The sequence below is a fragment of the Arthrobacter sp. R3-55 genome, from assembly GCF_054161505.1.
Map to the genome: position 1 here is coordinate 1,781,205 of NZ_CP096423.1, position 25,063 is coordinate 1,806,267.

General features: G+C 62.9%; 24 protein-coding genes. 11 read left to right on the forward strand and 13 right to left on the reverse strand.

From position 1 onward, the window contains the following. Positions 1 to 87: 87 nt before the first annotated feature. Entirely contained in the window at positions 88 to 1,422 is a 1,335-nt protein-coding gene (locus tag M1D51_RS08335; RefSeq protein ID WP_172326041.1) for an MFS transporter, read from the forward strand. A 72-nt stretch (positions 1,423 to 1,494) separates the two neighbouring features. Here the strand turns inward: M1D51_RS08335 and M1D51_RS08340 are convergent, their stop codons facing one another. After that, positions 1,495 to 2,163, reverse strand: coding sequence for a phosphoribosyltransferase (locus M1D51_RS08340; RefSeq protein ID WP_458109566.1), 669 nt, complete (start codon positions 2,161 to 2,163; stop codon positions 1,495 to 1,497). An 86-nt stretch (positions 2,164 to 2,249) separates the two neighbouring features. Here M1D51_RS08340 and M1D51_RS08345 point away from each other — a divergent pair, with 86 nt between their 5' ends. Beyond that, the gene (locus M1D51_RS08345) at positions 2,250 to 2,663 is read left to right on the forward strand and encodes a MarR family transcriptional regulator (RefSeq protein WP_172324600.1); all 414 of its coding nucleotides are present in this window, start codon (positions 2,250 to 2,252) and stop codon (positions 2,661 to 2,663) included. 45 nt (positions 2,664 to 2,708) lie between these two features. Here M1D51_RS08345 and M1D51_RS08350 read toward each other — a convergent pair whose 3' ends face one another. The 5 genes from M1D51_RS08350 to M1D51_RS08370 all read right to left on the reverse strand — a co-directional run bounded on the left by M1D51_RS08350 (position 2,709) and on the right by M1D51_RS08370 (position 7,519). Continuing rightward, positions 2,709 to 3,536 (reverse strand): alpha/beta fold hydrolase, encoded by an 828-nt coding sequence (locus M1D51_RS08350; RefSeq protein ID WP_172324599.1) that lies wholly within the window; start codon positions 3,534 to 3,536, stop codon positions 2,709 to 2,711. A 4-nt stretch (positions 3,537 to 3,540) separates the two neighbouring features. Further along, positions 3,541 to 3,870 carry a biotin/lipoyl-containing protein gene (locus tag M1D51_RS08355; protein WP_105690489.1) on the reverse strand — a complete coding sequence of 110 codons (330 nt, stop codon included), beginning with the start codon at positions 3,868 to 3,870 and terminating at the stop codon, positions 3,541 to 3,543. Further along, positions 3,863 to 4,951: an alpha-ketoacid dehydrogenase subunit beta gene (locus M1D51_RS08360; protein WP_458109185.1), complete on the reverse strand. Its 1,089-nt coding sequence runs from the start codon at positions 4,949 to 4,951 to the stop codon at positions 3,863 to 3,865. Before M1D51_RS08360 ends, M1D51_RS08355 begins: the two co-directional genes overlap by 8 nt. Next, complete coding sequence (locus tag M1D51_RS08365) at positions 4,944 to 5,996, reverse strand: thiamine pyrophosphate-dependent enzyme (RefSeq protein ID WP_458109186.1); 1,053 nt, start codon at positions 5,994 to 5,996, stop codon at positions 4,944 to 4,946. Before M1D51_RS08365 ends, M1D51_RS08360 begins: the two co-directional genes overlap by 8 nt. 137 nt (positions 5,997 to 6,133) lie before the next feature. Further along, positions 6,134 to 7,519: an amino acid permease gene (locus tag M1D51_RS08370; RefSeq protein WP_172324595.1), complete on the reverse strand. Its 1,386-nt coding sequence runs from the start codon at positions 7,517 to 7,519 to the stop codon at positions 6,134 to 6,136. A 174-nt stretch (positions 7,520 to 7,693) separates the two neighbouring features. Here M1D51_RS08370 and M1D51_RS08375 point away from each other — a divergent pair, with 174 nt between their 5' ends. From M1D51_RS08375 to M1D51_RS08400, 6 genes are all read left to right on the forward strand, one after another. Further along, the gene (locus M1D51_RS08375) at positions 7,694 to 8,167 is read left to right on the forward strand and encodes an Lrp/AsnC family transcriptional regulator (RefSeq protein ID WP_172324594.1); all 474 of its coding nucleotides are present in this window, start codon (positions 7,694 to 7,696) and stop codon (positions 8,165 to 8,167) included. Positions 8,168 to 8,302: 135 nt separating this feature from the next. Further along, complete coding sequence (locus M1D51_RS08380) at positions 8,303 to 9,013, forward strand: NUDIX hydrolase (RefSeq protein WP_172324593.1); 711 nt, start codon at positions 8,303 to 8,305, stop codon at positions 9,011 to 9,013. Continuing rightward, the gene (gene nadA / locus M1D51_RS08385; RefSeq protein ID WP_458109187.1) at positions 9,010 to 10,317 is read left to right on the forward strand and encodes a quinolinate synthase NadA; all 1,308 of its coding nucleotides are present in this window, start codon (positions 9,010 to 9,012) and stop codon (positions 10,315 to 10,317) included. Before M1D51_RS08380 ends, nadA begins: the two co-directional genes overlap by 4 nt. Before the next feature lie 36 nt (positions 10,318 to 10,353). Beyond that, positions 10,354 to 12,123, forward strand: coding sequence for an L-aspartate oxidase (locus M1D51_RS08390; RefSeq protein WP_458109188.1), 1,770 nt, complete (start codon positions 10,354 to 10,356; stop codon positions 12,121 to 12,123). Further along, the gene (gene nadC / locus M1D51_RS08395; protein ID WP_458109189.1) at positions 12,116 to 12,988 is read left to right on the forward strand and encodes a carboxylating nicotinate-nucleotide diphosphorylase; all 873 of its coding nucleotides are present in this window, start codon (positions 12,116 to 12,118) and stop codon (positions 12,986 to 12,988) included. The genes M1D51_RS08390 and nadC overlap by 8 nt, the downstream gene beginning before the upstream one ends. Before the next feature lie 7 nt (positions 12,989 to 12,995). Next, entirely contained in the window at positions 12,996 to 14,162 is a 1,167-nt protein-coding gene (locus M1D51_RS08400) for a cysteine desulfurase family protein (protein ID WP_458109190.1), read from the forward strand. Between the two features lie 28 nt (positions 14,163 to 14,190). On the opposite strand, the gene M1D51_RS08405 is transcribed toward M1D51_RS08400, so the two are convergent. The 3 genes from M1D51_RS08405 to M1D51_RS08415 form a co-directional block, all read right to left on the reverse strand. Beyond that, positions 14,191 to 14,676 (reverse strand): GtrA family protein, encoded by a 486-nt coding sequence (locus M1D51_RS08405; protein WP_172325954.1) that lies wholly within the window; start codon positions 14,674 to 14,676, stop codon positions 14,191 to 14,193. Positions 14,677 to 14,693: 17 nt separating this feature from the next. Next, entirely contained in the window at positions 14,694 to 15,542 is an 849-nt protein-coding gene (locus M1D51_RS08410) for a fumarylacetoacetate hydrolase family protein (RefSeq protein ID WP_172325955.1), read from the reverse strand. Between the two features lie 100 nt (positions 15,543 to 15,642). Then, a complete protein-coding gene (locus tag M1D51_RS08415) occupies positions 15,643 to 16,260 on the reverse strand; it encodes a DM13 domain-containing protein (RefSeq protein WP_458109191.1) in 618 nt (205 codons plus the stop codon). A gap of 110 nt (positions 16,261 to 16,370) precedes the next feature. Between M1D51_RS08415 and M1D51_RS08420 the strand changes: the two genes are divergently transcribed. Beyond that, complete coding sequence (locus M1D51_RS08420; protein ID WP_458109192.1) at positions 16,371 to 17,567, forward strand: SLC13 family permease; 1,197 nt, start codon at positions 16,371 to 16,373, stop codon at positions 17,565 to 17,567. Here the strand turns inward: M1D51_RS08420 and M1D51_RS08425 are convergent. Next, positions 17,564 to 18,232 (reverse strand): DUF1684 domain-containing protein, encoded by a 669-nt coding sequence (locus tag M1D51_RS08425; RefSeq protein ID WP_458109193.1) that lies wholly within the window; start codon positions 18,230 to 18,232, stop codon positions 17,564 to 17,566. The two genes, M1D51_RS08420 and M1D51_RS08425, sit on opposite strands and share 4 nt — an antisense overlap. A 54-nt stretch (positions 18,233 to 18,286) precedes the next feature. On the opposite strand from M1D51_RS08425, the gene M1D51_RS08430 reads away from it, so the two are divergent. Together M1D51_RS08430 and M1D51_RS08435 are read left to right on the forward strand one after the other, a co-directional pair. Then, entirely contained in the window at positions 18,287 to 19,174 is an 888-nt protein-coding gene (locus tag M1D51_RS08430) for a hypothetical protein (protein ID WP_458109194.1), read from the forward strand. Positions 19,175 to 19,242: 68 nt separating this feature from the next. Further along, on the forward strand, positions 19,243 to 20,049 hold the full coding sequence (locus M1D51_RS08435; RefSeq protein ID WP_458109195.1) for a transglutaminase-like domain-containing protein: 807 nt from the start codon (positions 19,243 to 19,245) through the stop codon (positions 20,047 to 20,049). Here the strand turns inward: M1D51_RS08435 and M1D51_RS08440 are convergent. From M1D51_RS08440 to M1D51_RS08450, 3 genes are all read right to left on the reverse strand, one after another. Beyond that, on the reverse strand, positions 20,046 to 20,513 hold the full coding sequence (locus M1D51_RS08440; RefSeq protein WP_172326280.1) for a MarR family winged helix-turn-helix transcriptional regulator: 468 nt from the start codon (positions 20,511 to 20,513) through the stop codon (positions 20,046 to 20,048). The two genes, M1D51_RS08435 and M1D51_RS08440, sit on opposite strands and share 4 nt — an antisense overlap. After that, on the reverse strand, positions 20,513 to 21,637 hold the full coding sequence (locus M1D51_RS08445; protein ID WP_458109196.1) for an LLM class flavin-dependent oxidoreductase: 1,125 nt from the start codon (positions 21,635 to 21,637) through the stop codon (positions 20,513 to 20,515). The genes M1D51_RS08440 and M1D51_RS08445 overlap by 1 nt, the downstream gene beginning before the upstream one ends. A 151-nt stretch (positions 21,638 to 21,788) precedes the next feature. Then, entirely contained in the window at positions 21,789 to 25,028 is a 3,240-nt protein-coding gene (locus M1D51_RS08450; protein WP_458109197.1) for an efflux RND transporter permease subunit, read from the reverse strand. Positions 25,029 to 25,063: the final 35 nt, after the last annotated feature.

Consider the following 25,063-nt stretch of genomic DNA (forward strand, 5'->3'; position numbering starts at 1 on the left):
AGGTTGTAGTATTCTTTCCTAACTGACCGTTCTGTCGGTTAATGCAAGTCAAGTGCCGACCAGTCACTCTCACCCCATGGAGTTCCAATGACCGCAACTTCCACTGTCGACTCACCGTCAGGGCCCAGCAGCAAGCGCGAAGAGCGCAGGGTCCTGGCCGGGACATTGGTGGGCACCACCATTGAGTGGTACGACTTCTTCATCTTTGCCCAGCTCACGGCGACGCTGCTGGCGCCCTTGTTCCTCTCTCCCTTGGAGAAGTCCAACCCGGGTGTAGCCCAGCTTTTGTCGTTCGCCACGATCGGCATCAGCTTCCTCTTCCGTCCCCTCGGGGCTTTCGTTGCCGGGCACCTCGGCGACAGGATGGGCCGAAAGGCCGTCCTGGTCATGACTCTTGTCATGATGGGTGCAGCCACTGCCCTGATCGGCATGCTGCCCACCTACGCAACCATCGGCGTCTGGGCTCCCATCCTGCTGATTACCCTGCGCGTAGTCCAAGGGTTCTCCGCCGGTGGTGAGTGGGGCGGTGCGGCACTCATGGCTGTGGAGCATGCGCCGCTCAAGAAGCGCGGGCTCTTCGGCGCCTACCCGCAGATTGGTGTTCCGATCGGCATGATCCTGGCCACCGGCCTGTTGTTCCTGCTCCAGTCGGGAATGTCCAAGGAAGATTTCGCCTCCTGGGGATGGCGCGTGCCATTCCTGTTGTCGGTGGTCCTGATCGTGGTGGGCTACCTCATCCGTCGGGCTGTGGGTGAAAGCCCTGTCTTCAAGGAAATCGCCCAGCGCAAGGCCGAAAGCAAGGCGCCCTTGGGTGAACTCTTCCGCAAGAACAAGAAGGAAGTTCTCCTTGCAGCCCTGATCTTCATCGCCAACAATGCCGCCGGGTACCTGCTGATCGCCTTCTTCATCTCCTACGCCACGCGTACGTTGAAGATGCCCACCCCGCAGGTCCTGCTGGCCACCACCATCGCCTCTTTCGGCTGGCTGATCTTCACCATGGTGGGCGGTTGGTTGTCGGACAAGATCGGACGCGTCAAGACGTTCCTGATCGGTTACGGCTTGGTCTTTGCCTGGATGATCCCGATGTTCGTGTTGATTGATTCCAAGGACATCGTGCTCTACGGAACCGCTTTGTTCGTCCTGACCATCGGCTTGGGACTGTCCTACGGTCCCATGTCCGCCATGTACGCGGAAATGTTCCCGGCCCAGGTCCGCTACTCCGGAATCTCCATTGGATACGCCCTGGGTGCCATCCTGGGCGGTGCCTTCGCGCCACTCATCGCCCAGGCACTCCTGGACACCACCAAGTGGTCCGGCTCGGTGGGCATCTACATCATGGTTCTGTGCGTCATCTCCGCCATTGGCGTGATCCTGGCCAAGGAAACCCGTGGCCGGCCGCTGGGTTACAGCGTTCACCACTAAAGCTGCACTAAAGAAAAGGCGGGCGCGGTCCTCAGGGGACCGCACCCGCCTTTTGCGTGGGAACGACGCCGGCTACTTCTGCCCGCCGGCACTGGCACCTTCGAGTTGGCGTACGACGTCGTTGTCGGACAGTTGCTCAAAATGCTCGTAGAAAGCGCCGACAGCGTGGAATTTACCGGGTGTGTGAAGGACCATCACCGCATCGCACACCCGCGCCAGAGAGGTGGAGGCTTCCAGTGACGCCACCGGCACAGCGGCTATTACTCTGCGCGCCCCGGCCGAACGAACCGCTTCCACGGCCGCCCGCATGGTGGCCCCTGTGGCAAGCCCGTCGTCGGCCAGCACCACGGTCTTTCCGCGAAGGTCGTGCCTGGTACCCGGGTATGTCTGCGCTCGCCGGAGCAGCTCGGCCCGTTCGTGGGCCTCCACGGCATCCAGCGCCGATTGGGTGATGCCGTGGGCGAGGATGAGTTCCTTCAGCGGTTTATTGACGATCCGGAGCACATCACCCTGTGACCAGGCCAAGGCGCCGAAGGCGGTCTCGTCGCGGCCGGGGATGCCGAGCTTGCGTACCAGTACAGCGCCGTAGGGCAGGTATAGCCCGGTTGCTGCTGCTGCGGCCACGGGGACTCCGCCGCGGGCCAGGCCCAGCACGATGGTGTCCGGCTGCTCCCTGAGTTGGGGGAGGGCTTCAGCCAGGCGTCGACCGGCTTCCGCGCGGTCTTTGAAACGCATGCCCATCTGCTCCACTTCCACGAAATTCTTTGCAGTTCCAAGCCTACCGTCCAGACCTTGCCCGGCAGCGCCTCCGCTGAAAGCATGGCCTTGTGAACAAGCCCATCGGATATTGGATCAAGAGGCTGGACGCTGCATTGGAAGCCCAACTGGACAGCATCCTGGCCCGGATCAAGCTCAGCAGGCGTCAATGGCACACCCTCAGCGTTCTGTCCGAGGCCGCCATGCTTCCGGAGCAGTTGGAGGAAACCCTCCATCCCCTGTGGGGAAACGATATCCGGATGCGGGAGAGGGAACTCGCGGCCCTGGTTGGCCGGGGAATGATCACCATGATCGATGACCGGCTGGTCCTCAGTGACCGGGGCCGGGAGAAGTACCACGAAGCCCAGCGGTTGGTGGACGCGGCCCGCGAGGACCTGTCCATGGGAATCGGCATTGATGAGTACGCCATGGCGCTCAGCGTGCTGGAGCGCATGAGCCTCAACGCTGAGCGGCTGGCCCGCTGAGCCCGGTCAGTGGTTTAACCCGGCGCGGAAAACTTGTCACGCGGATTACACGCCGAGGAATTCGACCGCGGCTTCCTTGAACGCCCTGCTGGTGATCACGTTGGTGTGCGTGCGCCCCGGAATCACCAGGGTTTCCACCAGCCCGCCCCTCTTCCCGGCAATGGCGGCCAGGTCCGGCATGCTGGCTGCCCGTTCATCCTTTTCACCGGCAACCAGCAATAGCGGCATGTGCGGGGCTGCCTCGGCGGGATCGAAGGGTTCGCCCTTGATGGCCTCGATCAGCGACAACATGGCAAACAAGTTGTTGCTGGGGAGCATCTGTGCCATCTTCAGCAGTCCTGCCGTGGAGGGATCCTCTACGGGGGTACCGTCGGCCAGGTGCCGCTGGGCAGCGGCGAGATCGAAAGCTGCCAAGGGATCTGCCGAGCTCGGCCCACCCAGGACGATTCGGTGAACCAGGTCCGGTTGGGTAGCGCCAAATTCCCATGCCAGCCGCGAACCAAGCGAGTATCCAATGACGTCTAGTCCGGTGGAGGGGTCACCGTCACGCAAAGGCCGGGCTCCGGCGTCGGTCACTATCTGGAGGAGATCGGCCCGGATGCGGCTGGGAGTATAGGAATCCAAGTCCTCCGGGGAGTGGCTCCGGCCGTGACCTGGGAGGTCCACCGTGATCACCCGGCGCCCTGCATCCTGAAGGGTGGTGATCCAACCGCTGTCCACCCAGTTCAGCTTGCTGGAGGAGGAGAAGCCGTGGATCAGCAGCACGGGGCGCAGGCCGGCGTCGGTGGCTGGCTCATGGACCTCTACAAACAGCCCGGGGTCCGTACCCTCTACCGTGTGTCCGTGCTGTTCCATGGTGTGCCTGCCGGTCATCAAGTCAGTCCTCATCGAGTACGGCGCTCAGGCGGACCCGGCGCTTGGGTGCTTCGTCCTTCGGAACAGTGCCCACGATCCCGGCGGTGTCATCCGGGACCTCGAACACGATCAGCGGCTCGCCAACGTTGATGGTGTCACCTGGCGCTCCGTGAATACGCACCACTTTACCCGCCTGCGGGCTCGGCAACTCGAGTGCCGATTTGGTGGTTTCGAGCTCTACGATTGCCTGGTTCCGTTCTACCTGCTGACCGGGCTCCACGAGCCACTCCAGCACGGTTGCTTCGATGAGGCCTTCGCCAAGGTCGGGAAGCGGGAAGGAAATTTCAGCCACGGCGGTACTCCAGTACGCGTTGGATCCCAAAGAGGATGCGGTCGATGTTGGGAATGTATTCGTCCTCCAGGTCTCCGGAGGGATAGGGAACGTCGAAACCGGTGACGCGCTCCACGGGTGCCTTGAGCGTTGCGAAACAGCTCTGCGTGATGAGTTGGGCTACTTCGGCGCCCAAACCTGACGTCAACGGCGCTTCATGAACGACGACGGCGCGTCGCGTCTTTCCAACCGACCTCGCCAACGCTTCGGCATCAATGGGTTTGAGCCAGCGCAGGTCGAGCACCTCGACGTCGATCCCATCCTCTGCTGCCAGTTCGGCAACCTGCAGGCACCGTGCCACCATCGCACCCCATGCCACCAGGGTAAGGTGCCGGCCTTCCCTGGCCACGCGCGTGCCGGTGAGGCTGCCGTGGTTGGTGGGCTCGTCGTCGTGCGCTGCTGCGCCTGGTACGGCGGCGGTGAAGTCCACGGGCCCTTTTTGCCAGTAGCGGGACTTCGGCTCCATGAAGATCACCGGGTCCTGGCGGGTGGCCGCGTACTTGAGCAGGTGATAAGCGTCGTGCGGGGTAGAGGGGGAGACCACCTTGAGGCCGGGCACGTGGGCGAAGAGGGCCTCCAGGCTTTCGCCGTGGTGTTCCGGCGCGCGGATTCCGCCGAAGCTTGGCACCCGCAGCGTGATGGGCATCGGCAGGGTGCCGCGGCTGCGGTAGTTCATCCGGGCAATCTGGCAGACGATCTGGTTAATGGCAGGGTAGGCGAAGCCATCGAACTGGACTTCGGGGATGGGGTGGAAACCTGCCATCGCAAGGCCCACCGACATGCCCAGGATGCCGGACTCGGCAAGTGGGGTGTCGAAGACACGGTCCTCGCCGTGCTTGGCCTGCAGGCCGTCAGTGATGCGGAAGACGCCGCCCAGCCGGCCGCAATCCTCGCCGAAGATGACGGTCTTGGGATTCTCAGCCAGGACCTCGTCCAGTGCGCGGTTAAGGGCCTGCTGCATGGACAGCTGTTGGATGTCGTTGGCTGCAGCGGGCTCCGTGTGGTTGTTGTCGCTGCGCGTTTGGGTGGCGGTCTCAGACATGTTCGGACTCCTCGCGCCACGCAGTGGCTTGGGATTGAAGGGCGGGGGTTGGTTCCTGGAAGACCATGCTGAACATTTCAGCGCCGGGCCTGGGGCCCAGATCGGCTATTCCAGCCCGGACGGTTTCCTCTTCTTCTTCTGCCATGCGCCGGGCCTCCGCGAAGAAGGCCTCATCGGCCACTCCGTCCGCGAGGAGCCGTTGCTTGAAGCGCTCCAGCGGATCCTCTCCGGCATCCAGGCGTTCCTCCTCCAGGGTGCGATAACGGCCGGGATCGTCTGCGGTTGAGTGTGGACCCCGGCGGTAGGTCATGGCTTCGATGACCACGGGGCCATGGCCGGCGCGGCAATGCGCCGAGGCGGAACGGGTGGCTTCGTAGACAGCCACAACATCATTGCCGTCCACTTGCAGGGACGGGATGCCGTATCCGGAGGCGCGCGCTGCCACGGATCCGCCTGCCACTTGGCGTTCGGTGGGGACGGAAATGGCCCAGCCGTTGTTCTGGATGAAGAAGACCACGGGGGCCTTCATGACGGCGGCGAAGTTCATGGCTTCGTGGACGTCGCCCTGGGAGGATGCGCCGTCACCGAAGTAGGTCATGGCCACACCTCGCTCATTCGCGCTATGGCTGGAAAGACTCTGGCCATGGGCCCAGCCGACAGCATGAAGTACAGAACCTGCCACCACAGCCTGGATGGGGGCGAACCGGGATTCCAGCGGGTTGTACATGCCGCCGTGCCACGTGGCCTTATGGGTGGACATGTAGCCCACCATGTCCAGCCCCATTGCCCTGGCAACGCCCATTTCGCGGTAGGTGGGGAAGACGAAGTCCTTGGCCCGGTCAACAGCGTATCCGCTGCCCACCTGAGCGGCTTCCTGGCCGAGCTCCGGGGCATAGCCCGGAATAATGCCTTGGCGCTGCCAGGCGACCGCTGCGGTGTCCAGGTGCCGGACTGCTGCCATCAGGGTGTACAACTCACGCAGTTGATGGTGGGTGAGCGGGGCCGTGTCATCATCGACGGCGGCCAGCACAGGTTCTGTAGTCATGGCTGTGACCCTAGTCACCCAGTATGGGCGTGCGCAATCAGCTCAGTTCATACGAAACACTTTGTACAATTTGGACAAATAAAGAAGCCCTGCGCAGTACAAACTGTGCAGGGCTTCTTGGTTGTGTTGAGCAGTGGTTACTTTGCCGGCGCGGAGTGCTTGGCAGCCTTGGACCTGGCATTGATAAAGCAGCCGGCAGCAATGACCAGGATCAGGATGAACGTCCCGATCAGCTGTCCGGCGCTTTCGGGGTTGGCGAAACCAACCACCAGGATCAGGCCCAGCAGGACCAGGCCCACGATGGTCAGCACCGGGAAGCCCTTCATGCGCAGGGGCAGCTCGGTTCCGTCCCTGTCGGCCCTGCGGCGCAAGATGAACTGAGACACCAGCGCAGTACCCCACACCACCAGGCAGGTGGAGCCCACGAGGTTCAGCAGCGCGGGCAGGATCTTCTCAGGGAAGAGCAATTCCAGGACCGTGGCGATAAAGCCGAAGGCCACGGAAATTCCGACGGCTGCAACGGGAACCTTCGAAGCGCTCAGCCGGGACAGGAAGCGGGGGGCTTCCCCGCGCTCGGAGAGGGAGAAGATCATTCGGGAGGCGCCATACAGGTTGGCGTTCAGGGCCGAGAGCAGGGCGACGACGGCCACCAGGGTAATCGCGGCACCGGCGCCGGGGATTCCTGCAACGTCCAGCACTCCGGCGAATGGAGACTTCAGTCCCTCCGAGCCCACCGGGAGGACGGCCGCAATCACAAACACTGAGCCGATGTAGAAGACCAGGATGCGCCACACGACGGTACGGATGGCCTTGCCGACGCTGTGGGCGGGGTTCTCGGTCTCCGCGGCGGCAACGCTGACGATCTCGGTTCCGCCGAAGGCGAAGATCACCACGAACAATGCGGCGGCGATTCCACCGATGCCATTGGGGGCAAAGTCCCCGAAGGCTGAGAATCCGGGGGAGGGGACGTTCGGGAGCCAGCCGAACAGGAGGGCGGCGCCGATGAGCAGGAAAATCACGATGGCAGCAACCTTGAGGATGGCGAACCAGAATTCGAACTCACCGAAGTTGCGGACGCCCACCAGGTTGATGCCTGTAAAGACCACCATGAAGACCAAGGCCAGGACCCATACGGGGATCACGGGCCAGATCGAGAAAAGCAGTCCGGCCGCGCCAATGGCTTCGGCGGCGATGACCACCACCAACTGCAGCCACCACAGCCAGCCGATGGTTCCGCCGGCGGTCTTGCCCATGGCTTTTTCTGCGTATACGGAGAATGCGCCGCTGTTCGGGTTGGCGGCCGCCATTTCGCCAAGGGCCCACATGACAAGAATGATCAGCGTACCGGCGACGAGGTAGGAAATGAGCACTGCCGGGCCGGCTGCCTGAACGCCGGCTCCGGAGCCCAGGAAAAGGCCCGCGCCGATCGCACTGCCGAGCCCCATCATGGTGAGCTGGCGCGGTTTCAGTGAATGGCCGAGGCCGGATGTTGGGGCAGGAGCCGCGATGGACTTCGTTGTCATACGTGTCTACCTTCTATGGATTACATGCTGGTTTGGCGTGCCGGCCTCGTGGGCTTGGCGCGCGGGCGTCGACGACGCAGCAAGAGCCGTGGAATAATTCTCGCAGTTTGTAAGATACATCACTTTTTGCTGTAGCGATGTGATGGGTACGGATCCCCGGGGACAGGAACTTTGATGCTGGTCGATGCGCTTGATGCAAAAATTGTACGTTTCTTCACGGATTCACCACGATCTTCGGTGCTGGAGGCCTCGCGCGTGCTCAGGGTTGCCAGGGCCACCGTCCAGTCCAGGATTGACCGGATGATCGACAACGGGGTGATAGGTTCCTGGGTTCCCCAGCCTGATCCTGCCAATTTTGGGTTTCCCGTGGTGGCTTTTTGTTCGGTCACCATTACCCAGGAGATCGGCCACGACGCCATCATCGAAAGCCTCAGCGCCATCCCGGAAATCATCGAAGTTCACACGGTGACGGGAAACTCGGATCTGATGGTCAAGATTGCCGCGCGGTCGAACCCTGATATGCAGCGGGTCCTTGATGCCATGATCGCCACCAAATCCGTGGTCCGGTGCTCCTCGGTCATCGTCCTGAACAGCCACATCCAGGGACGCACGCTGCCCTTGATGGAAGCGGCGGCAAAATCAGTGTGACGTAAAGCATTTTGCCAGCTGCCTTTTCGGCCGTACCATTAGTTCTAGTCAATGTGACTTTAACTAGCTCTCCGGCTCAGGACGAAGAGCCCGGGACGGAGAGCTCCGTACGGCGATGAAGCGAGGTGAAACGCCGTGAACACCAACTCAGCCAACGTCGCCGAGAGGCGGCTCGCACCGCCGTCGTTGGCTATTTCAACGGTGATCTTCGCCCTCCGCCCCAGTGAAAAGACCGGACGCCCCACCCTGTGGCTGCCACTGGTCCGCAGGATCCGGGAGCCATACAGGGAAATGTGGGCCCTCCCAGGCGGACCGCTGGCCCACGATGAATCGCTTCAGGATGCGGCGTCGCGAAACCTTCGCGAAACCACCGGGCTCACGCCCCACTACCTCGAACAGCTCTACGCTTTTGGCGGTCTCCACAGATCGCCCACCCAGCGCGTGGTGTCCATTGTGTACTGGGCCCTGGTCCAACCCACGGAAGCTGCCCTGGCTGACGAATCAGAGAATGTGCGCTGGTTCCGGGCGGACAAGCTAGGCGAACTCGCCTTCGACCACAACGCAATTGTTGACTACGCCCTATGGCGGCTCCGCAACAAGATGGCCTATGGATCCATCGCCTACCACTTTCTGGGAGAGTTCTTCACCCTCGCCCAGGTCCGCGAAGTCTACGAGGCCGTGCTGGACCGCCAGCTCGATCCCGCAAACTTCCGCAGGCACGTCAAGGCAACACCGGAAATCGAAGAGACCGGTGAATACCTGCAAGGCGGAAAACACCGCCCACCACGCCTCTACCGCTTCACCGGCACGCCCGGCCTCGGGCCAGATAACAGGAGTACACCATGAGCAGCGTCAATACTGCCGTCCAGCTGATCACCCGGGAGGAAGCCGAGAAGGGCCTCTCCCGTGCAGGGTCCACGTGCAGCCCGGCCTTGGCCAGGGGCCCATGGGAATACGACCTCGCAGAAGCCCTGGCCGGCGAGCCCGCATACGGTCCGGGCGCCTCCAGCAGCGATGTCGCGCCCAAAGCCACGCCGCGGCAGGGCCAGTTGCCGGAAGAGTACAAGAAAGCCTCCGACGCCGAACTGGACGCCCGCATCAAAGCCGCCAAAGCGACACTCGGTGACCGCGCCGTCATCCTGGGCCACTTCTACCAGCGCGATGAGGTCATCCAGTACGCGGATTTCGTCGGTGACTCCTTCCAACTCGCCAACGCAGCACTGACCAAGCCGGACGCCGAAGCCATCATCTTCTGCGGCGTGCACTTCATGGCCGAGACGGCTGACATCCTCTCAACGCCCGATCAAGCGGTCATCCTGCCGAACCTCGCCGCGGGCTGCTCCATGGCGGACATGGCGGACGAGGACTCCGTGGAGGAATGCTGGGAGCAGCTTGAGGAAATGTTCGGCTCGGAGCCTGACGCAGCGGGCCGGGTACCGGTCATCCCCGTCACGTACATGAACTCTTCGGCGGCCTTGAAGGCGTTCTGTGGACGGAACGGAGGGATCGTCTGCACCTCGTCCAACGCCAAAGTGGTGCTGGAATGGGCCTTCGAACGCGGACAGCGGGTCCTGTTCTTCCCTGACCAGCACCTGGGCCGGAACACCGCCAAGGCACTCGGCGTCCCCCTGGAACAGATGCCCATGTGGAATCCGCGCAAGGAACTCGGCGGCAACGACGAACAAGCCCTCCTGGACTCCCGCGTCATCCTCTGGCATGGCTTCTGCTCGGTCCACAAGCGCTTCAACGTGGGCCAGATCGAGAAAGCCCGCCAGGACTTCCCGGGCGTCAACGTGATCGTTCACCCGGAGTGCCCCATGGAGGTAGTGGACGCCGCCGACTCCGCCGGTTCCACCGACTTCATCAAGAAAGCCATCGCAGCGGCCACCGAACCCACCACGTTCGCCATCGGCACCGAGATCAACATGGTGAACCGGCTCGCCGCCGAAAACCCGCAGCACACCATCTTCTGCCTTGACCCGGTCATCTGCCCGTGTTCCACCATGTACCGCATCCACCCGGGCTACCTTGCCTGGGTCCTCGAGGAGCTCGTGGAAGGACGCATCGTCAACCGCATTACTGTGGACGACTCCGTGCAGGACAACGCCAAGATTGCGCTGGAGCGCATGCTGGCAGCCAAACCGGCCTAAGCCGGGCCACACCGGACCAACCGAATTGAGCCCCACATGACAACAGAGAGCCTTGACCGCGGCCCCGCGCCCCGGCGGCTGGTCGTCGTCGGCAGCGGTATCGCAGGACTGTATTCAGCCCTGCTTGCCGCGGAAGCCGGGGCCCAGGTGGTGCTGCTGACCAAGGGGACGCTCGCGGACAGCAACACCTACTACGCCCAGGGCGGGATCTCCGCAGTCCTGGACGAGCCTGCCCCCGGAGACACCGTGGCTGCACACATCACGGACACCCTCAAAGCGGGGGCAGGGCACTGCAGCGAAGAAGCGGTGCGTGTGCTTTGTGCCGAGGCCCGGCTGGACATTGCGGGGCTTCAAAGGTTCGGCGTTACGTTCGACCTTGACGACGACGGCGACCCCGCCCTGGGTCTGGAAGCCGCCCACTCTGCTCCGCGTATCCTGCACACCGGAGGTGACGCCACTGGCGCAGGAGTGGCGGCCGCGCTGATCAGGACTGTCCTGGACTTCCATGCCGCAGGCAGGGTCCAGGTCATCGGCCATGCCCACGTGACGTCGCTTTCGCTGGGCGGAGAGCACGGTGACCGCGTGGTGGGCGCGAATTTCCTTCACGACGGACGCAACCTCGGCGTGCACGGCGACTCCGTGCTGCTGGCTACGGGGGGAGCCGGACAGCTTTTCGCCCAAACAACCAACCCCGCCGTCGCAACAGCAGATGGCCTCGCGCTGGCCTGGCGCGTTGGAGCCGCCGTTGCAGACCTTGAGTTCTTCCAGTTCCACCCAACCTGCATGGTGCTCCCGGCCGAGGCCCGGGAAGCAGAAGGGAACACAGATCCCCTGCTGATCTCCGAAGCGGTGCGCGGCGAAGGCGCCATCCTCCTGGACGCCAACGGCCACCGCTTCATGCCCGACTACCACCCGGACGCGGAGCTTGCACCCCGGGACGTCGTCTCCCGCAGCATCGCCCTGCATCTGGCAAAACTGGGCAACCCCAACGGCCACGTGTTCCTCGACGCCACTGTGATCGAAAAGCAGCGAGGACATGGCTTCCTGGCCAAGCGCTTCCCCACACTCAGTGAACGGACGCGCCAAGCCGGGGTCGACTGGACCCGGGAATACGTCCCCGTGGCACCTGCGGCCCACTACTGGATGGGCGGGGTGGTCACGGATCTCCACGGCCGGACCTCTGTTCCCGGATTGCTCGCTGCCGGTGAGGTGGCGTGTACCGGCGTGCAAGGAGCCAATCGCTTGGCAAGTAACTCCCTGCTTGAAGGCCTGGTGTTCGGGCGGCGGGCTGTTGAGGGGTTTCTCTCTGGTGACAGCGACGCCGCAGGCCCCTTGGCACCTGCGCTCGCGCCTCGTACCGGCGATCGCCTCGCAAGCTCGGCGGCCGGTTCGGGCGCTCACGCGACAACGGCGCTGTCAGGGCCTCCGGCGCCGCTGGAATCAATGGAATCGATGGACGCCCGCACTGCCTCCTCCGGCGGGTTTTCGCGCCACGCACTAAGGCTCCTCATGACAGCCAAGGCCGGGGTGTTGCGTGATGGTCAGTTGTTGGCTGAGGCCGCAGAAGTTCTTGGCTCTTGGGAGGGTGAGGTTCTTCCCTTGAATGTTCCTGATTCCCTTGATGTCCGCGAGCATGAGGATGCCAACCTGCTCTTGGCCGCCCGCTTGCTCGTCCATGCGGCCAGGGAACGGCGGGAGTCCTTGGGCGCGCATTACCGCAGTGACAGCGTGGCCCCACCAGCCGCCGTCGACGATTTAGACAAGCGTTACACCATGAGCCGGAAAGCGAGCCTCGTCCATGACTAACCTGACCCTCCCCGCAGCCCCCGTCCGGGACATCCTGGAACGGGCTTTCGCGGAGGACGCACCCAGCGGCGACATCACCTCGCAATTGCTGATTCCCGCAGACGCCCGGGCAACTGCGGTACTGAATGCGCGCGTCCCTGGTGTCTTCAGCGGCGGAACCGTCTTCCGTGACGCCATGAAGCTTGTGGACCCGGCCACGGAGGTGGAATTGCTGCTCGCCGATGGTGAAGCGTTCGACGCCGGAACCCACCTGGCGCGGGTCAGCGGCAGTGCGCGCTCGGTCCTGCTTGCCGAAAGGGTGGGACTGAACCTGGTGCAACGGATGAGTGCCATCGCCACCAAGACCGCGGAATTCGTCAGGCTCGTTGACGGGACGCGTGCGCGTATTACCGACACGCGCAAGACCACTCCCGGCTTGCGTGTTCTGGAACGCTACGCAGTGCGCTGCGGTGGGGGATCGAACCACCGGTACAGCCTTTCCGACGCCGTGTTGGCCAAGGACAACCACCTGGCTGTCATGACCGGCGGGGACTCCACCAAGCTCACTGAGCTTCTGCTTGCCGCCAAAGCCCAGCTTGGCCACACCACCCACTTTGAAGTTGAAGTGGACCGGGCCGAACAGATCGAACCGGTGCTGGCTGCCGGCGTGGACACCATCATGCTGGATAATTTCTCCTTTGAGGAACTCCGGGCCGGGGTCAAGCAGGTGGATGGCCGGGCGATCGTAGAAGCCAGCGGCAACGTGAACATCAACACCGTTACCGAAATTGCTGCAGCGGGTGTGGACGTCATTTCCATCGGAGGACTGACACACAGCGTGAGCGCCCTCGATCTAGGTCTCGACGTTGTCCTGGAGAAGGCTTGACGCTCCCATGATTTTCCTCGACGCCGCCGCCACCACTCCAGTTCGCCGCGAGGCGCTTGAGGCCATGTGGCCGTATCTCAGCGGCGAGTTCGGCAACCCCTCCAGCCACCACACCTTGGGCGAAGCGGCAGCAGCCGCACTCGCAGGGGCCAGGTCCGGCGTCGCTAAGGTGCTGAACTGCCGAGCCGGCGAGGTGACCTTCACTTCAGGGGGCACGGAAGCGGACAACCTGGCGGTCAAAGGCATTGCCCTGGCCCGGCAGGCGGCTGATCCTTCCATGAACCGTGTGGTGATCAGCGCGATCGAGCATCCCGCGGTTGAAGAATCGGCACGGTACCTCGAACGGGTGCATGGCTTTGTGGTCGATGTCCTCCCGGTGGACGGAGATGGCCTGGTCTCCGTTGACGCATTGACGGACGTGCTGCGGCCGGAAACAGCCTTGGTCAGCATCATGTATGCGAACAACGAGATCGGAAGCATCCAGCCCATTGAGGCCTTGGCGGCAGCGGCGCGGGAACGCGGCGTCCCCTTCCACACGGATGCGGTGCAAGCGGCCGGTTGGTTGCCCTTGGACGTCAAGGCACTTGGGGTGGATGCCCTGAGTATGTCCGGACACAAACTTGGTGCGCCCAAGGGATCCGGCGTCCTGTTCACCAAGGGGCGGCTGCGGGTGGAGCCCTTGGTTCACGGTGGGGGCCAGGAGCGGGGTAAACGCTCAGGGACGGAGAATGTGGCCGGTGCTGTGGCGTTGTCCACCGCGTTGGCGTTATCCAGCGCTGAGCAGCCCGAACAGGCTTCCCGTGCCGCGGGCTTGCGGGATCAGTTCATCGAACGGATCCTGGCCAGCGTCCCGGGTGCTTTTGTCACAGGTCACCGGTTGCAACGTTTGCCATCGGTGGCTTCCTTTTGTTTCCCCGGCACCAGCGGCGAATCGGTCCTGCTCGAACTTGAACGGCTGGGCGTGGTGTGTTCCAGCGGATCGGCCTGTGCTGCGGGATCGGACGCGCCGTCACCGGTGTTGCTGGCTCTCGGCATTGCCCCGGAAATAGCCCAGACGGCCGTACGTTTCAGCTTCACCTCAACTGTCACCGATTCCGAACTGGAGCAGGCTGCCGACGCCGTGGAAACCGCCGTCGGGCGTGTCCGGAACCTGGCATCCCCGCAAGCGGGATAACGGCTGCCGGCCGTTGGCAGCACGCTGGCTACACGTGGCGTGCCCGCCGGAAAATCCAGTGCCGCAACAAGGTGAACCGGACCGCTGTGGCGGCGAAGCCGGACAACGTAGTGGTCCACAATTCTTCGGTTACCGAGGCCTCCGGCCTCAGAAGGTGCAGCACGCCCAGGCTGCCGCCGGTAATGATCAGCGCTATACCGATCACGATCACCCCGCTGAGGTGGTCTTGAGTGCGCTTTTTCCTGCCGGTGATCTTGAACGTCAAGCGGCGGTTCAGGGCCGTGTTCATCAGTGACGTCAGGATCAGCGCCACAGCATTGGCTAGTTGGGGATCGATCCATGGACGCAACAGCGCATAGATGGCCAATGAACTGGCCGTGCAGACCACTCCCACTCCGGTGAAGCGGAGCAATTGCCGCACTACCGGGTATTTGAGGACTCCCCGGTGCCGTGTGCGGGGTGGTTTTTGTGAAGGAGACGGGCGTAGCTCAGTGGCGTCCGCAGCTGTCTCCATGGCTTAAGCCTGACACACTACGGCCGCTGCTCCTCCCAGGAAGCGGTGGTGACGGGGTTGCTGAGCTCACCGATTCCTTCAACGCGGCACACCACGGTGTCGCCGGGTTGGATTCGGGCACATTCGGCGGGGAAGCCTGTCAGTACAAGATCGCCGGGCTGAAGGGTCATGAAGGAGGACAGGTAAACCAGGATCTCATCCACTTTCCAGCCCAGGTCGGCGGAACTGGCGGTCTTCAGTTCATTGCCGTTGTGCACGATCCCGATTTCCAGGTTCGAGTCGTCAAGATCCGTGACCATCCAAGGCCCGGCCGGTGTGAAGGTGTCCTGGCTTTTAGCGCTGATCCAGAGCTCGTCCGTCTTCTGCAGATCCCTTGCCGAGACGTCGTTGCCGATGGTGTAGCCGAGAATCGCCGAACGTGCCGTTTCCAGCGTCAAGCCCCGTGCAGGGCGTCCGACGACGACCGTCAGTTCCGCTTCGGGATCGACGTAGCCCACGGTGGAGTCCAACTCGATTGCCTCGCCGGGGCCGATCACGCTCGAAGCCGCCTTGTGGAAGGCCTGGGGTGGCAGGTCACGGCCAGGTTGCCCGGTGTTGTGTGCCATTCCAAAGACGTTGACGGGGACGGTGGGAGCCAAGAACGTAAAGGAGTCCTGGGTGACTGCGTTGCCGGTCTCCCAGCCGTCTCTGGCCGGGCTGGAAGTGTTGGCCCGCGAGGACGGGAACGGCGAATCAATGACCGTCCACTCCCGGGCAGCATCGGAACTGAAGTCCGCCGCGTCATTGGCCACGAAGAAATGCTCATCCGGGGACTGCGGTGAGGCGGGTCGGACGCGGGCAATACGACGAGGGAGGCGAGAGGTCATGATGACATCCTACGTCCTCTTTGGTAGGTGCCCTGCGTTGCGGGGCCCGCTTTACTTCCCGTGGCAGAGCCTTGGCGCGAAGAGTGGGCCCCGCAACGCGTCAGGTAAGCGGGGCAGATCCGAAAGCAACGCTGAAGCGATCACACCACAGCACAACCGACGTCAGTCCCGTGATGTCGGTGCCGGCGGGAATGGCGTAGTTGTGGTTCCCATGAGTGGCCTTGATGGCGCCCAGGTCCACGTACCGCCCTGAACGGTACTTGAACCAGTCACCGCCGGCCTTGAGGCTGCTGAGCCATACCTTTACGTCAGGTCCGTCGCTGCTGGCCAAATTCTCAAGCCGGAGGATGTGGCTGCCGTCGGGGAGTGCCAAGAGTTGTGCGGTACCGCTGGTTTCATGCTCCTGGGACTGGAAGGCCCCGGTACCCAGGATTACCGGCCCAGTAACCTTGGCTTGGCTGGAGGGGGTTTGGGTGGGCAGGCTTTCGCTGGAGGGCGTTTGGGCGGTTTCGGTCGGTGCCTCACCCGCCGCACCGCCGGATGAGGAGGAGCCCGCCGCGATCTCAACAGCCGGCAGGGATTCGTTGACGTTGCTGCTGGTGAACAGGCGCCACGGTTGGAAGAGGGCAGCCCCCACCACCACGGCCACCACCAACAGCGCCCCCACAGTGGCAGTGAGGGGCCGGTGCGATCGGATGAAACTCCGTAATCGGTTCATGGTTCAAGGCTAGGCTTCCAGCCCTCGCCACAGGTGGTCCATTGCTTACGGTCCTGTGACGGTCTGCGGCCTGGGGGAGAAACCCAGGCCCCGGGCTTAGAATCCGATTCATGCGGCTGGCGATCATCGGACTGGTTCTCCTCGTGGCGGGCGGTGTCACCGTTGCCACGGGGGTCCTGCCATGGCAGGAAGTAGCGGTGCTGGTGGATCGGGTGGCACCCATCCTGGGGTTTGTCGTGGCCATGACCGTGGTGACCGAGCTCGTCAGCGAAGCCGGCACCTTTCAGTGGATCGCCCGGCATCTGCGCCGTTGGGGCCGTGGAAGGGGCGTGCTCCTGTGGCTGCTCCTGGCCTTGTTCGCCGTTCTAAGCACAGTCTTCCTGTCGTTGGATACGACGGCGGTGCTGTTGACCCCCGTGGTGGTAACGGTGGCCCGCCAGGCGGGCCTCCCCGTCCTGCCCTTCGCCCTGACCACGGCGTGGCTGGCCAATACGGCCAGCCTCTTGCTCCCGATCTCCAACCTGACCAATTTGTTGGCGCAGCATAGCCTCGGCGGCATCAGCCCGGCGCAGTTTGCCCAGCTGATGTGGGCGCCCTCGCTGGCTGCCGTGCTGGTTCCCCTGGCATTCATCGCCGTCGTGTTCCGGCGTGAACTGCGCAAAAGCTATGCGCCTGCTGCTGCGCGGCCTGTCGACACACCTTCCGCTGCAACTGCCACGGACACCTCGCTGCTGGTGCTCAGCGCAGTGGTCCTGGTGTTGCTCCTGCCCGCGTTGGTGTCCGGGGTCGCCATTTGGATTCCGGCCACCGCGGCAGCCGTGATCCTGGCTCTCATGTTCCTTATCCGGCGGCCCAAGGTACTGAAGCTGACGCTGATTCCCTGGTCATTGCTGCTGTTCACTTGCGGATTGTTCCTGGTGGTCGAAGCCACCCAATACCTCGGTGCCTCAGTGCTGCTGGGACAGGTGGCAGGCCAGGGAAGCGGGTTCGTTGAACTGCTCAGGCTGGCCATGACGGGTGCCCTGGGCTCCAACGTAGTGAACAACCTCCCGGCCTATCTGGTAGCCGAACCCTTGGCGGGAAATCCGGAGCGGATGGCCGCGCTCTTGGTGGGCGTCAATGCAGGACCCCTGATCACGCCGTGGGCTTCGCTGGCTACCCTGCTGTGGCACGATCGGTTGGTCCGCATGAACGTGCTGATCAAGTGGAAGGGCTACGCGGTATTCGGCTTGATTGTCGCTCCACTGACTATATTGGCAGCCATCGCGGCGCTCGCGGTTGCCGGCCCCGGTGGGTTGTTCGGCTAACCCAAGTACAGCTCGCCCACGGGCACGTCCGTGGCCAGACGGTTGTCCGGCCCCGCCAAAGGGCATGCCCAGGCTTCGTTGTAGGCGCAGGACGGATTGTAGGCAAAATTGAAGTCCAGGATGAATTCCTGTTCCCCGGACGAGCTTCTGGTCCCGTGGAATGAACCCTTCACCGTGTCCAGCAAGTAGCGGCCTGCCCCGTAGCTTCCGCCATCCTTTCCAGCGGTAGCGTCCCGGAACGGAACAAAGATCCCGCCGCCGTAACTCCGCAGCCGCCAAACGGCCAATGAGCCCATGCCGGCCAGTTCGAAAGTGCCGATACGCACGAACGGCACTACGCCGTCGGTGCCTGTCTCAACGTTCATTTCCTGCCCGGACCCGTCCGGGGACAACACGGCATATCTGCGGAAAGCGGGGTCGTACCCGGCCGTGCGGAGTCCTGAGAAGGAGGCTTTCATGTCCGACGTCAGTGCGGACGCCGGATGGGTGGCGAACATCAGGTCCCGTTCCTGACGCCAGAAAACGTGGGCATCGAACGGGTTGGTGGCTGCAAGTTGACGCACTTTGTCGTAGAGGGCGAACGTCCGCAAACGCCAGTCGGCTATGTCAACTGCGGAGATGGTGGGATTGTCGTCCTCGAGGAAGTCCTGCTGATCGGGAGCCATACCCTCAGCCTAACCCTGTGCGTGTCGCGGTATTGCCGCCTATAGGCTGTGGTCATGAAGGGCATCATGAACCTGACGTGCGTCCCGGTGAAGCTCGCTGCCTTGGCGCTGGCAGCTACGGTGCTCGCCGCAGCGTCAGCCTGTTCAGCTGAAAACAAGGGACCCCAGGTCACCTCGACGGTGTCATCCAAGCCCAACAGTTCAGAGTCGGGAACCGGCAAACCCGCAGAAAGCACGACGCCGGAACCTGGCGCCGCTGATGGCTCACCATCGGCAACAACGGGCTCGGATTCAACCGCACCTTCTTCTTCCGATCCGGCTTCTTCGGATGCAGCCAGTGCCACCCCGGGTGCCGCAGCAACGGCGCTTTCGTGGAAGACCTATACGGACCCGGCCAAAACAGTCAGTTTCGATCTTCCCAAGGATTGGATTGCCCAGTCGGCGCCTCCCGAGGCGGGATCTTTGGCGGGCGCAATAAAGGTGGAGGTCAAGGACGGCACGGGAAAGTACGTTGCCACCCTCCAGACCGGCCTGCCTCCGTCCCCGCAGGCCGATTGCCCCAACGGAGAGGGGCGGCCCTACGTGGTGATCAGCAGCGTACCCTTGGATGTCCCGCATTCGGACGGTCCGGATACGATTGATCCGCGGGTGGTTTTTCGCGTGATCCAGGGCTACAAGTTCTTCGGCTCCTATGGCATCACCAACATGGTGGCAGGGGCTGACGGGCGGTCCTGCGAGCTCCGGAACCGGGTGCTGGGACCGGCCGGAAAGGGCGATGTTTCCTTTGGGGATATCCCCGTCCTGCACGCCTTTGCTGCCGATGAGAAGGTGGCTCCGGCCAAGTCCTTCGACACTCTGGACCTGGCCGCAAAGTACGCGGTCCACGGTTCTGAATTCGCCAATGTCCAGCGGATGCTACTGTCTCTGAAGGTCAATCAGTAGTCCTGCGATTGACCGGTTCACACATACGGCGGCCTGGGGGCTGCCCGCCGCAACACACCCGGAGATTAATGGAACGCAACGTTGCTGCCACGCTCGTTTTCAAGACCGCAGCCAACACCAAAGTGGCCATGGCCATAGCCGTGGCCCGGAATACCGGCTACCACTCAGTAGCCGAAACCCTGTCCATCACCTCAGGGGGTGACCAGCTTCCGTTTGCCGAACTCAGCGACCACCATGGCGGCCGCTTCCATTACCTGGAGTTCACGGAGCCCAGTGAAGTGACCGTGGAGTATCAGGCCACCGTCCACGGCGTCGGCCTTACGGAAACGTCCACTCCCATGGAATTGATCCGCTACGTCCGGCCCAGCAGGTACGCGGAGTCCGACAGGCTGTTGCCTACTTCCTATGCCGAATTCGGCTCCTTGCAGGGAGCTGAGCTGCTCCAGGCGGTCCGCGACTGGGTCAACGGCGAACTTCGCTACGTCAGCGGTTCGTCGAGGGGTACTGATGGTGCCGTGGAAACGTTGCTCCACCGCAAGGGAGTGTGCCGCGATTTTGCCCATCTGGCGATCGCCCTGTTGAGGGCCAAGGACATTCCTGCCCGGCTCGCGGCTGTCTACGCTCCGGGTTTGAGCCCCATGGATTTCCATGCCGTGGCCGAAGCCTGGATTGACGGAGCCTGGTACATTATCGATCCCACGGGACTGGCACCGCGCGAATCCATGCTGAGGATCACCGCTGGACGGGATTCCTCGGACACGGCGTTCCTCTCCACAGTGGGTGGCAGCCTGACCCTGAAGACCCTCAAGGTCAGTGCCTCTATCAATGGCGAGCTCCCGGTAGAGGATCTACGGGAGCTCGTCAGCCTTCGTTAGTGTCCCGCCACGGACGCGCGCAGTTTTTCGGTCAGCCGGAGCAGTTCGCGCTGCTCCTCGGGTGTGAGCGCGGGTCCCACCAAGTGCGCGATGTCCCGCACGTGTTCGCGTCCAATGGCCTTTTGAAGCTCGCTGCCTGCTTCGGTGAGTGAGAGCAGTACTCCGCGGCCGTCGTCGGGAGCTGCTGTCCGCTCCACCAAGCCGCGCTTCTCCAGGCGATCCACCAAACGGCTCAGGCTCGACTGGCTCAGCAGAACCTTGTCATTGATCTCATTGAGCCGGAGCTGGCCGGAAGGGCACTTGGACAACGTGAAAAGGACGTCGTATTCCTTGACGGGCAGGGTCTTGAAAGCCGGACCTGACTGAAGTTTCCGCATCACCGCCACCTGGGAGCGGAACAGCGACTCCCAGGTTTCGGCGGCGAGGCGAACGGCGGAGGATGCCGCGCCCGTTGGACCGGACATCAGGCGTCCTGCCCCGCGGCACCTGCAGTAGCGGATTCGCTGACCTTTTCCTCCAGTGCCGCGGCCACGCGGGACGCGTGGGTGGGAGCATCAGGTACATGGGCCGGCTTCATGGCAGCGTATTCCTTGCGGAGGACGGGAAGGACTTCCTCTCCGAAGAGGTCCAACTGCTCCAGGACGGTTTTCAAGGGAAGACCGGCGTGGTCGATCAGGAACAGTTGGCGCTGGTAGTCGCCGAAGGCCTCACGGAAAGTCAGCGTCTTTTCGATGACTTCCTGGGGGCTTCCCACGGTCAACGGAGTCTGGGAGGTGAAGTCTTCCAAGGACGGTCCGTGTCCGTAGACCGGTGCGTTGTCGAAGTACGGGCGGAATTCCTTCACCGCGTCCTGGGAGTTCTTCCTCATGAAGAACTGACCGCCAAGGCCCACGATTGCCTGGTCTGCCTTGCCGTGTCCGTAGTGCTCGTAACGCTCGCGGTAGAGCCCGATCAGCTGCTGGTAGTGCTCCTTGGGCCAGAAGATGTTGTTGGCAAAGAAGCCATCACCGAAGTACGCGGCAACTTCCGCGATCTGGGGCGTGCGGATGGAACCGTGCCAGACGAACGGAGCGACGCCGTCGAGCGGGCGTGGCGTGGAGGTAAAGTTCTGCAGCGGTGTGCGGAACTTACCGGACCAGTTGACGGTGTCCTCATCCCACAGCTTGCGCAGCAGGCTGTAGTTTTCAATGGCGAGCTCTACGCCGTCCTGGATGTTCTTGCCAAACCACGGGTAGACCGGCGCGGTATTGCCACGGCCAAGAACCAGGTCCACGCGGCCGTCGGAGAGGTGCTGCAGCATCGCAAAGTCTTCGGCAATCTTCACTGGATCATTGGTGGTGATCAGCGTGGTGGCCGTGGAGAGCGTGATGCGCTCGGTCTGGGCTGCGATGTAGGCCAGCGTGGTGGTGGGGGAGGAGGAGAAGAACGGCCGGTTGTGGTGCTCGCCAAGGGCGTAGACATCCATGCCGATTTCTTCAACTTTTTTGGCGATCGAGACGGAGGCCTTGATGCGTTCGTTCTCCGTAGGCGTGCGGCCTGTGGTGGGGTCAGTGGTGATGTCACTGACGCTGAATACGCCGATCTGCATGATGTGCCTTTCTCCCTGCCCGAGGTCCCGGGCTCTTTCAATAGTGTACCTCAAACTAGATGCATTTGCATGTATCGATACCTGTAACAGGGCAGGGCCGGGAATTGTTCCCGGCCCTGCCCTGTCCTATGGAGTCTTTCGGAGGTGGCTGCTATTCGCTGGGATTATGGGCAGCGCGGCGGCCCTTGACCCGGGGAATCATGCCGGTGGTCCAATCCTGGAACTCATCGGAGGTACTGCTGGCCGCACTGCCGCCGTGGCCGTCGGAGGCGCCATTTCCGGACGTGGTTGCCGGCTTGTCCTGCAGGGCTTTGAGCAGGTCCTTCTTCTCCCTGCGTCCCTCCACCAGTTTGTAGAGGACAGGGACCAGCACCAAGGTCAATGCAGTGGAGGAGACCAGCCCGCCGATCACCACGATGGCCAGGGGCTGTGAGATGAAGCCGCCGCCGCCAGTGAGTCCCAAGGCCATGGGAGTCAGCGCGAACACAGTGGCCAACGCCGTCATCAAGATGGGGCGGAGCCGCTGGCGCGCCCCGTGCGTGATGGCGTCCGCCACGTTCATGCCCGGGCTGCCGTCATGGGGTTTGCGGTACTGGTTGATGAGGTCGATCAGCACAATGGCGTTGGTCACCACGATGCCCACCAGCATCAGCATGCCGATCAGCGAGGGCAGGCCCAGGGGAACACCGGTCACCAGAAGCAAGCCCACTGCGCCCGTAGCGGCGAAAGGAACCGATACCAGCAGGATCAACGGCTGGATGAGCGACTTGAACGCTGCCACCATGATCACATATACGATCGCGATGGCTGCCAGCAAGGCCAGGCCCAATTGTCGGAAGGACTCCGCCTGCTGGGTAGTAGCCCCTCCGATCGTGGCAGTGACTCCGGCCGGAAGCTCCACTGACGCCAAGCGCTCCTGGACTGCGGTGCTCACGCTGCCGAGGTTGGAACCCGACGGCGTCACCGTCACCCGTGCTGTCCGCTGACCGTTGCTGCTGGTGATGGAGACAGGCGTGTCAACCTGTTCGACGGCGGCGATGGACTCCAGCGCCACTCCGCCACGTGCTGTGGGGAGTTGAAGCGCACGGACCGAGGCGATGCTGGTGAAGCGTGTGCCCTCACCGATCTGAACGGGATAGTCGTTGGTATCGATCCTGATGGTGCCGGCAGGGATGGGGCTGACAGTCGAGGCAAGGAATGCTCCCACCTGTTCCTCCGTCAAGCCGGCAGCAACAGCCTTGGCGCGGTCAACACGGACTTGGACCACCGACTGCTTCGATGCAAGGTTCGTAGCCACCTCGGAACTGCCCGGCACTCCCTCCATTGCCTTCACCAAGGCGTCGCTGGCAGTTTGGAGATCGGCTGAATTCGCAGCCCGGATGGTGATGTCCACCGTTGAGGACGTGCCGAAGCCGCCTTGCTGGGATCCGACGGTGACCTTCCCCGCGGCGCCTTCGAGCTTGGACCGGACCTCATCCTGGAGCTTGGTTTGGTTCACTTTCTCGTCGGTGACAATGGTGAACGTCGAGTTGGATGAACCGGTGGATGTCAGTGCAGCAAAGCCCGTCTGGGCGTTTCCGGAGGTGACCTGCACGTCTTTGATGCCGTTGATGCCCTTGAGGGAATCCTCGATCTTGGCTGCCTCATCGCTGGTGGCCTGCAGGCTGGTCCCGGCTGGAAGGACTTGGCGCACCGTCATGCTGTTTTCGCCTGAGCGGCCCAGCAGGTCGGTGGCCAGGAGCGGTGAAACGGCGACGGTGGCCACAAGGATCAGGGCGGCAGCTGACAACGTGATAACCGGGTGCTTCTGTGTTTTCGCGAGGATCGGCAGGTAGCCGCGCTGGAGCCTGCTCTTTTGCTCGGCTTCCCGGGCCTTTGCTGCCGCTTCCCGGGTGGAAGCAGGAGCTTCGGCGCCCTTTGTCGGGGAGGCCAGGAACCAGTAGGCCAGCACGGGGACAATCGTGAGTGAAACCAACAGTGAGGACGACAATGCGATTGTCACTGTGAGCGCGAAGGGACGGAACAGTTCTCCGGCGAGGTCTCCCACAAAGGCGATAGGCAGGAAGACGGCAACTGTGGTCAGTGTAGAAGCCGTGATGGCGCCGGCAACCTCCCTGATGGAGGTCAGGATGGCGGTGAGCTTGGCTTCACCGTAACTGAGGTGTCGCTTGATGTTCTCGATCACCACGATGGAGTCATCCACCACCCGCCCGATCGCGATGGTCAAGGCGCCCAGTGTGAGGATGTTCAAGGAATAGCCGGTGGCGGAGATGCCGATGAACGTGATCAGCAGGGACAGCGGAATGGAAACCGCGGTCACCAAGGTGGACCGTACGGACATCAGGAACACCAGGATGACCGCCACCGCGAAGCCCAGGCCAAGGAGTCCTTCCGTGGTGAGGTCCTTGATGGACTTCTCGATGAAAGGGGCTTGGTCGAAGACCGGCGTGAAGGTTGCGTTGTTGCCGAGTTCGTCCTGCATGGGTCCGATCGCATCGCGCACGGCATGCGAAATCGCGACCGTATCTCCCTCAGGCTTCTTGGTCACGGACAACGCCAGCGTGGGCTTTCCGTTGGTGCGCGTGATGGAGGTGGCGGCGTCGTCCTCGATGCTGACGTCAGCTACAGCCCCGATGGTGGCAGCGTTCTTGGCACCGGCCAAGGGAAGCCCCTTGATGATGTCCAGGGAATCCACGGGACTACCGAGCTGGAGGGACAGCGTCTTGCCCTGGTCCTCAATGGTGCCTACGGGGACCAGCGTGCCGTTGTTCTTCAACGCGTTGCTGATGGTTTGGATGGACGCGCCGCTGGTGGCCAGATCTGCCGGACGGGGTTGGATCAGGATGTGCTGGCTGGCTCCGCCAGTGACGTCGGCGCCGCGGACGCCGTCGATCTTCTGGAGCCGGGGAACGCTCAGCCGCAGGAGATCGGCGTTGAGTTCGCTGAGTGGTTTGTCAGAGGACACGGCCAGGTAGACGATGGGAAAGTCGCTGATGTTCCCGGCAATGGATTGGGGCTCGACGTCGGCGGGCAGCACCCGCTTGGCGTTGGAGATGGCGCGGTCGATCTGGTTCCGTGCCCGGTCCAGGTTGGACCCGTACGTGAACACCATGGTGATCTGCGAAACACCGTTGCGGGACGTCGATGTGGTGGACTCCAGGCCCTCAACACTGTTCAGTGCTGTTTCCAGGGGCTGGCTCAACTGCTTGTCAACGACCTCCGGGGAAGCTCCCGGCATGGACGTCACCACAGTGATCTGCGGGAACTCGATGGATGGTATGAGTTCCTGCTTCAGGGATCCCATGGTGATCACGCCGAACACCGCCGCAAAGACGGTGATCAGCGCGATCAGGGCCCGGTTTCCCAGAGAAAGCTTGGCCAGGCGGAACATTGCATTGACTCCCAGGGTCTACGAAACGATTCGTC

What these genes read in the sequence shown, in the direction of transcription:
- M1D51_RS08335 (WP_172326041.1), top strand. Translation starts at nt 88, where the DNA reads ATGACCGCAACTTCCACTGTCGACTCACCGTCAGGGCCCAGCAGCAAG.
- M1D51_RS08340 (WP_458109566.1), bottom strand. Translation starts at nt 2,163, where the DNA reads ATGGGCATGCGTTTCAAAGACCGCGCGGAAGCCGGTCGACGCCTGGCT.
- M1D51_RS08350 (WP_172324599.1), bottom strand. Translation starts at nt 3,536, where the DNA reads ATGACCGGCAGGCACACCATGGAACAGCACGGACACACGGTAGAGGGT.
- M1D51_RS08360 (WP_458109185.1), bottom strand. Translation starts at nt 4,951, where the DNA reads ATGTCTGAGACCGCCACCCAAACGCGCAGCGACAACAACCACACGGAG.
- M1D51_RS08365 (WP_458109186.1), bottom strand. Translation starts at nt 5,996, where the DNA reads ATGACTACAGAACCTGTGCTGGCCGCCGTCGATGATGACACGGCCCCG.
- M1D51_RS08370 (WP_172324595.1), bottom strand. Translation starts at nt 7,519, where the DNA reads ATGACAACGAAGTCCATCGCGGCTCCTGCCCCAACATCCGGCCTCGGC.
- M1D51_RS08375 (WP_172324594.1), top strand. Translation starts at nt 7,694, where the DNA reads ATGCTGGTCGATGCGCTTGATGCAAAAATTGTACGTTTCTTCACGGAT.
- nadA (WP_458109187.1), top strand. Translation starts at nt 9,010, where the DNA reads ATGAGCAGCGTCAATACTGCCGTCCAGCTGATCACCCGGGAGGAAGCC.
- M1D51_RS08390 (WP_458109188.1), top strand. Translation starts at nt 10,354, where the DNA reads ATGACAACAGAGAGCCTTGACCGCGGCCCCGCGCCCCGGCGGCTGGTC.
- nadC (WP_458109189.1), top strand. Translation starts at nt 12,116, where the DNA reads ATGACTAACCTGACCCTCCCCGCAGCCCCCGTCCGGGACATCCTGGAA.
- M1D51_RS08400 (WP_458109190.1), top strand. Translation starts at nt 12,996, where the DNA reads ATGATTTTCCTCGACGCCGCCGCCACCACTCCAGTTCGCCGCGAGGCG.
- M1D51_RS08405 (WP_172325954.1), bottom strand. Translation starts at nt 14,676, where the DNA reads ATGGAGACAGCTGCGGACGCCACTGAGCTACGCCCGTCTCCTTCACAA.
- M1D51_RS08410 (WP_172325955.1), bottom strand. Translation starts at nt 15,542, where the DNA reads ATGACCTCTCGCCTCCCTCGTCGTATTGCCCGCGTCCGACCCGCCTCA.
- M1D51_RS08415 (WP_458109191.1), bottom strand. Translation starts at nt 16,260, where the DNA reads ATGAACCGATTACGGAGTTTCATCCGATCGCACCGGCCCCTCACTGCC.
- M1D51_RS08420 (WP_458109192.1), top strand. Translation starts at nt 16,371, where the DNA reads ATGCGGCTGGCGATCATCGGACTGGTTCTCCTCGTGGCGGGCGGTGTC.
- M1D51_RS08425 (WP_458109193.1), bottom strand. Translation starts at nt 18,232, where the DNA reads ATGGCTCCCGATCAGCAGGACTTCCTCGAGGACGACAATCCCACCATC.
- M1D51_RS08430 (WP_458109194.1), top strand. Translation starts at nt 18,287, where the DNA reads ATGAAGGGCATCATGAACCTGACGTGCGTCCCGGTGAAGCTCGCTGCC.
- M1D51_RS08435 (WP_458109195.1), top strand. Translation starts at nt 19,243, where the DNA reads ATGGAACGCAACGTTGCTGCCACGCTCGTTTTCAAGACCGCAGCCAAC.
- M1D51_RS08440 (WP_172326280.1), bottom strand. Translation starts at nt 20,513, where the DNA reads ATGTCCGGTCCAACGGGCGCGGCATCCTCCGCCGTTCGCCTCGCCGCC.
- M1D51_RS08445 (WP_458109196.1), bottom strand. Translation starts at nt 21,637, where the DNA reads ATGCAGATCGGCGTATTCAGCGTCAGTGACATCACCACTGACCCCACC.
- M1D51_RS08450 (WP_458109197.1), bottom strand. Translation starts at nt 25,028, where the DNA reads ATGTTCCGCCTGGCCAAGCTTTCTCTGGGAAACCGGGCCCTGATCGCG.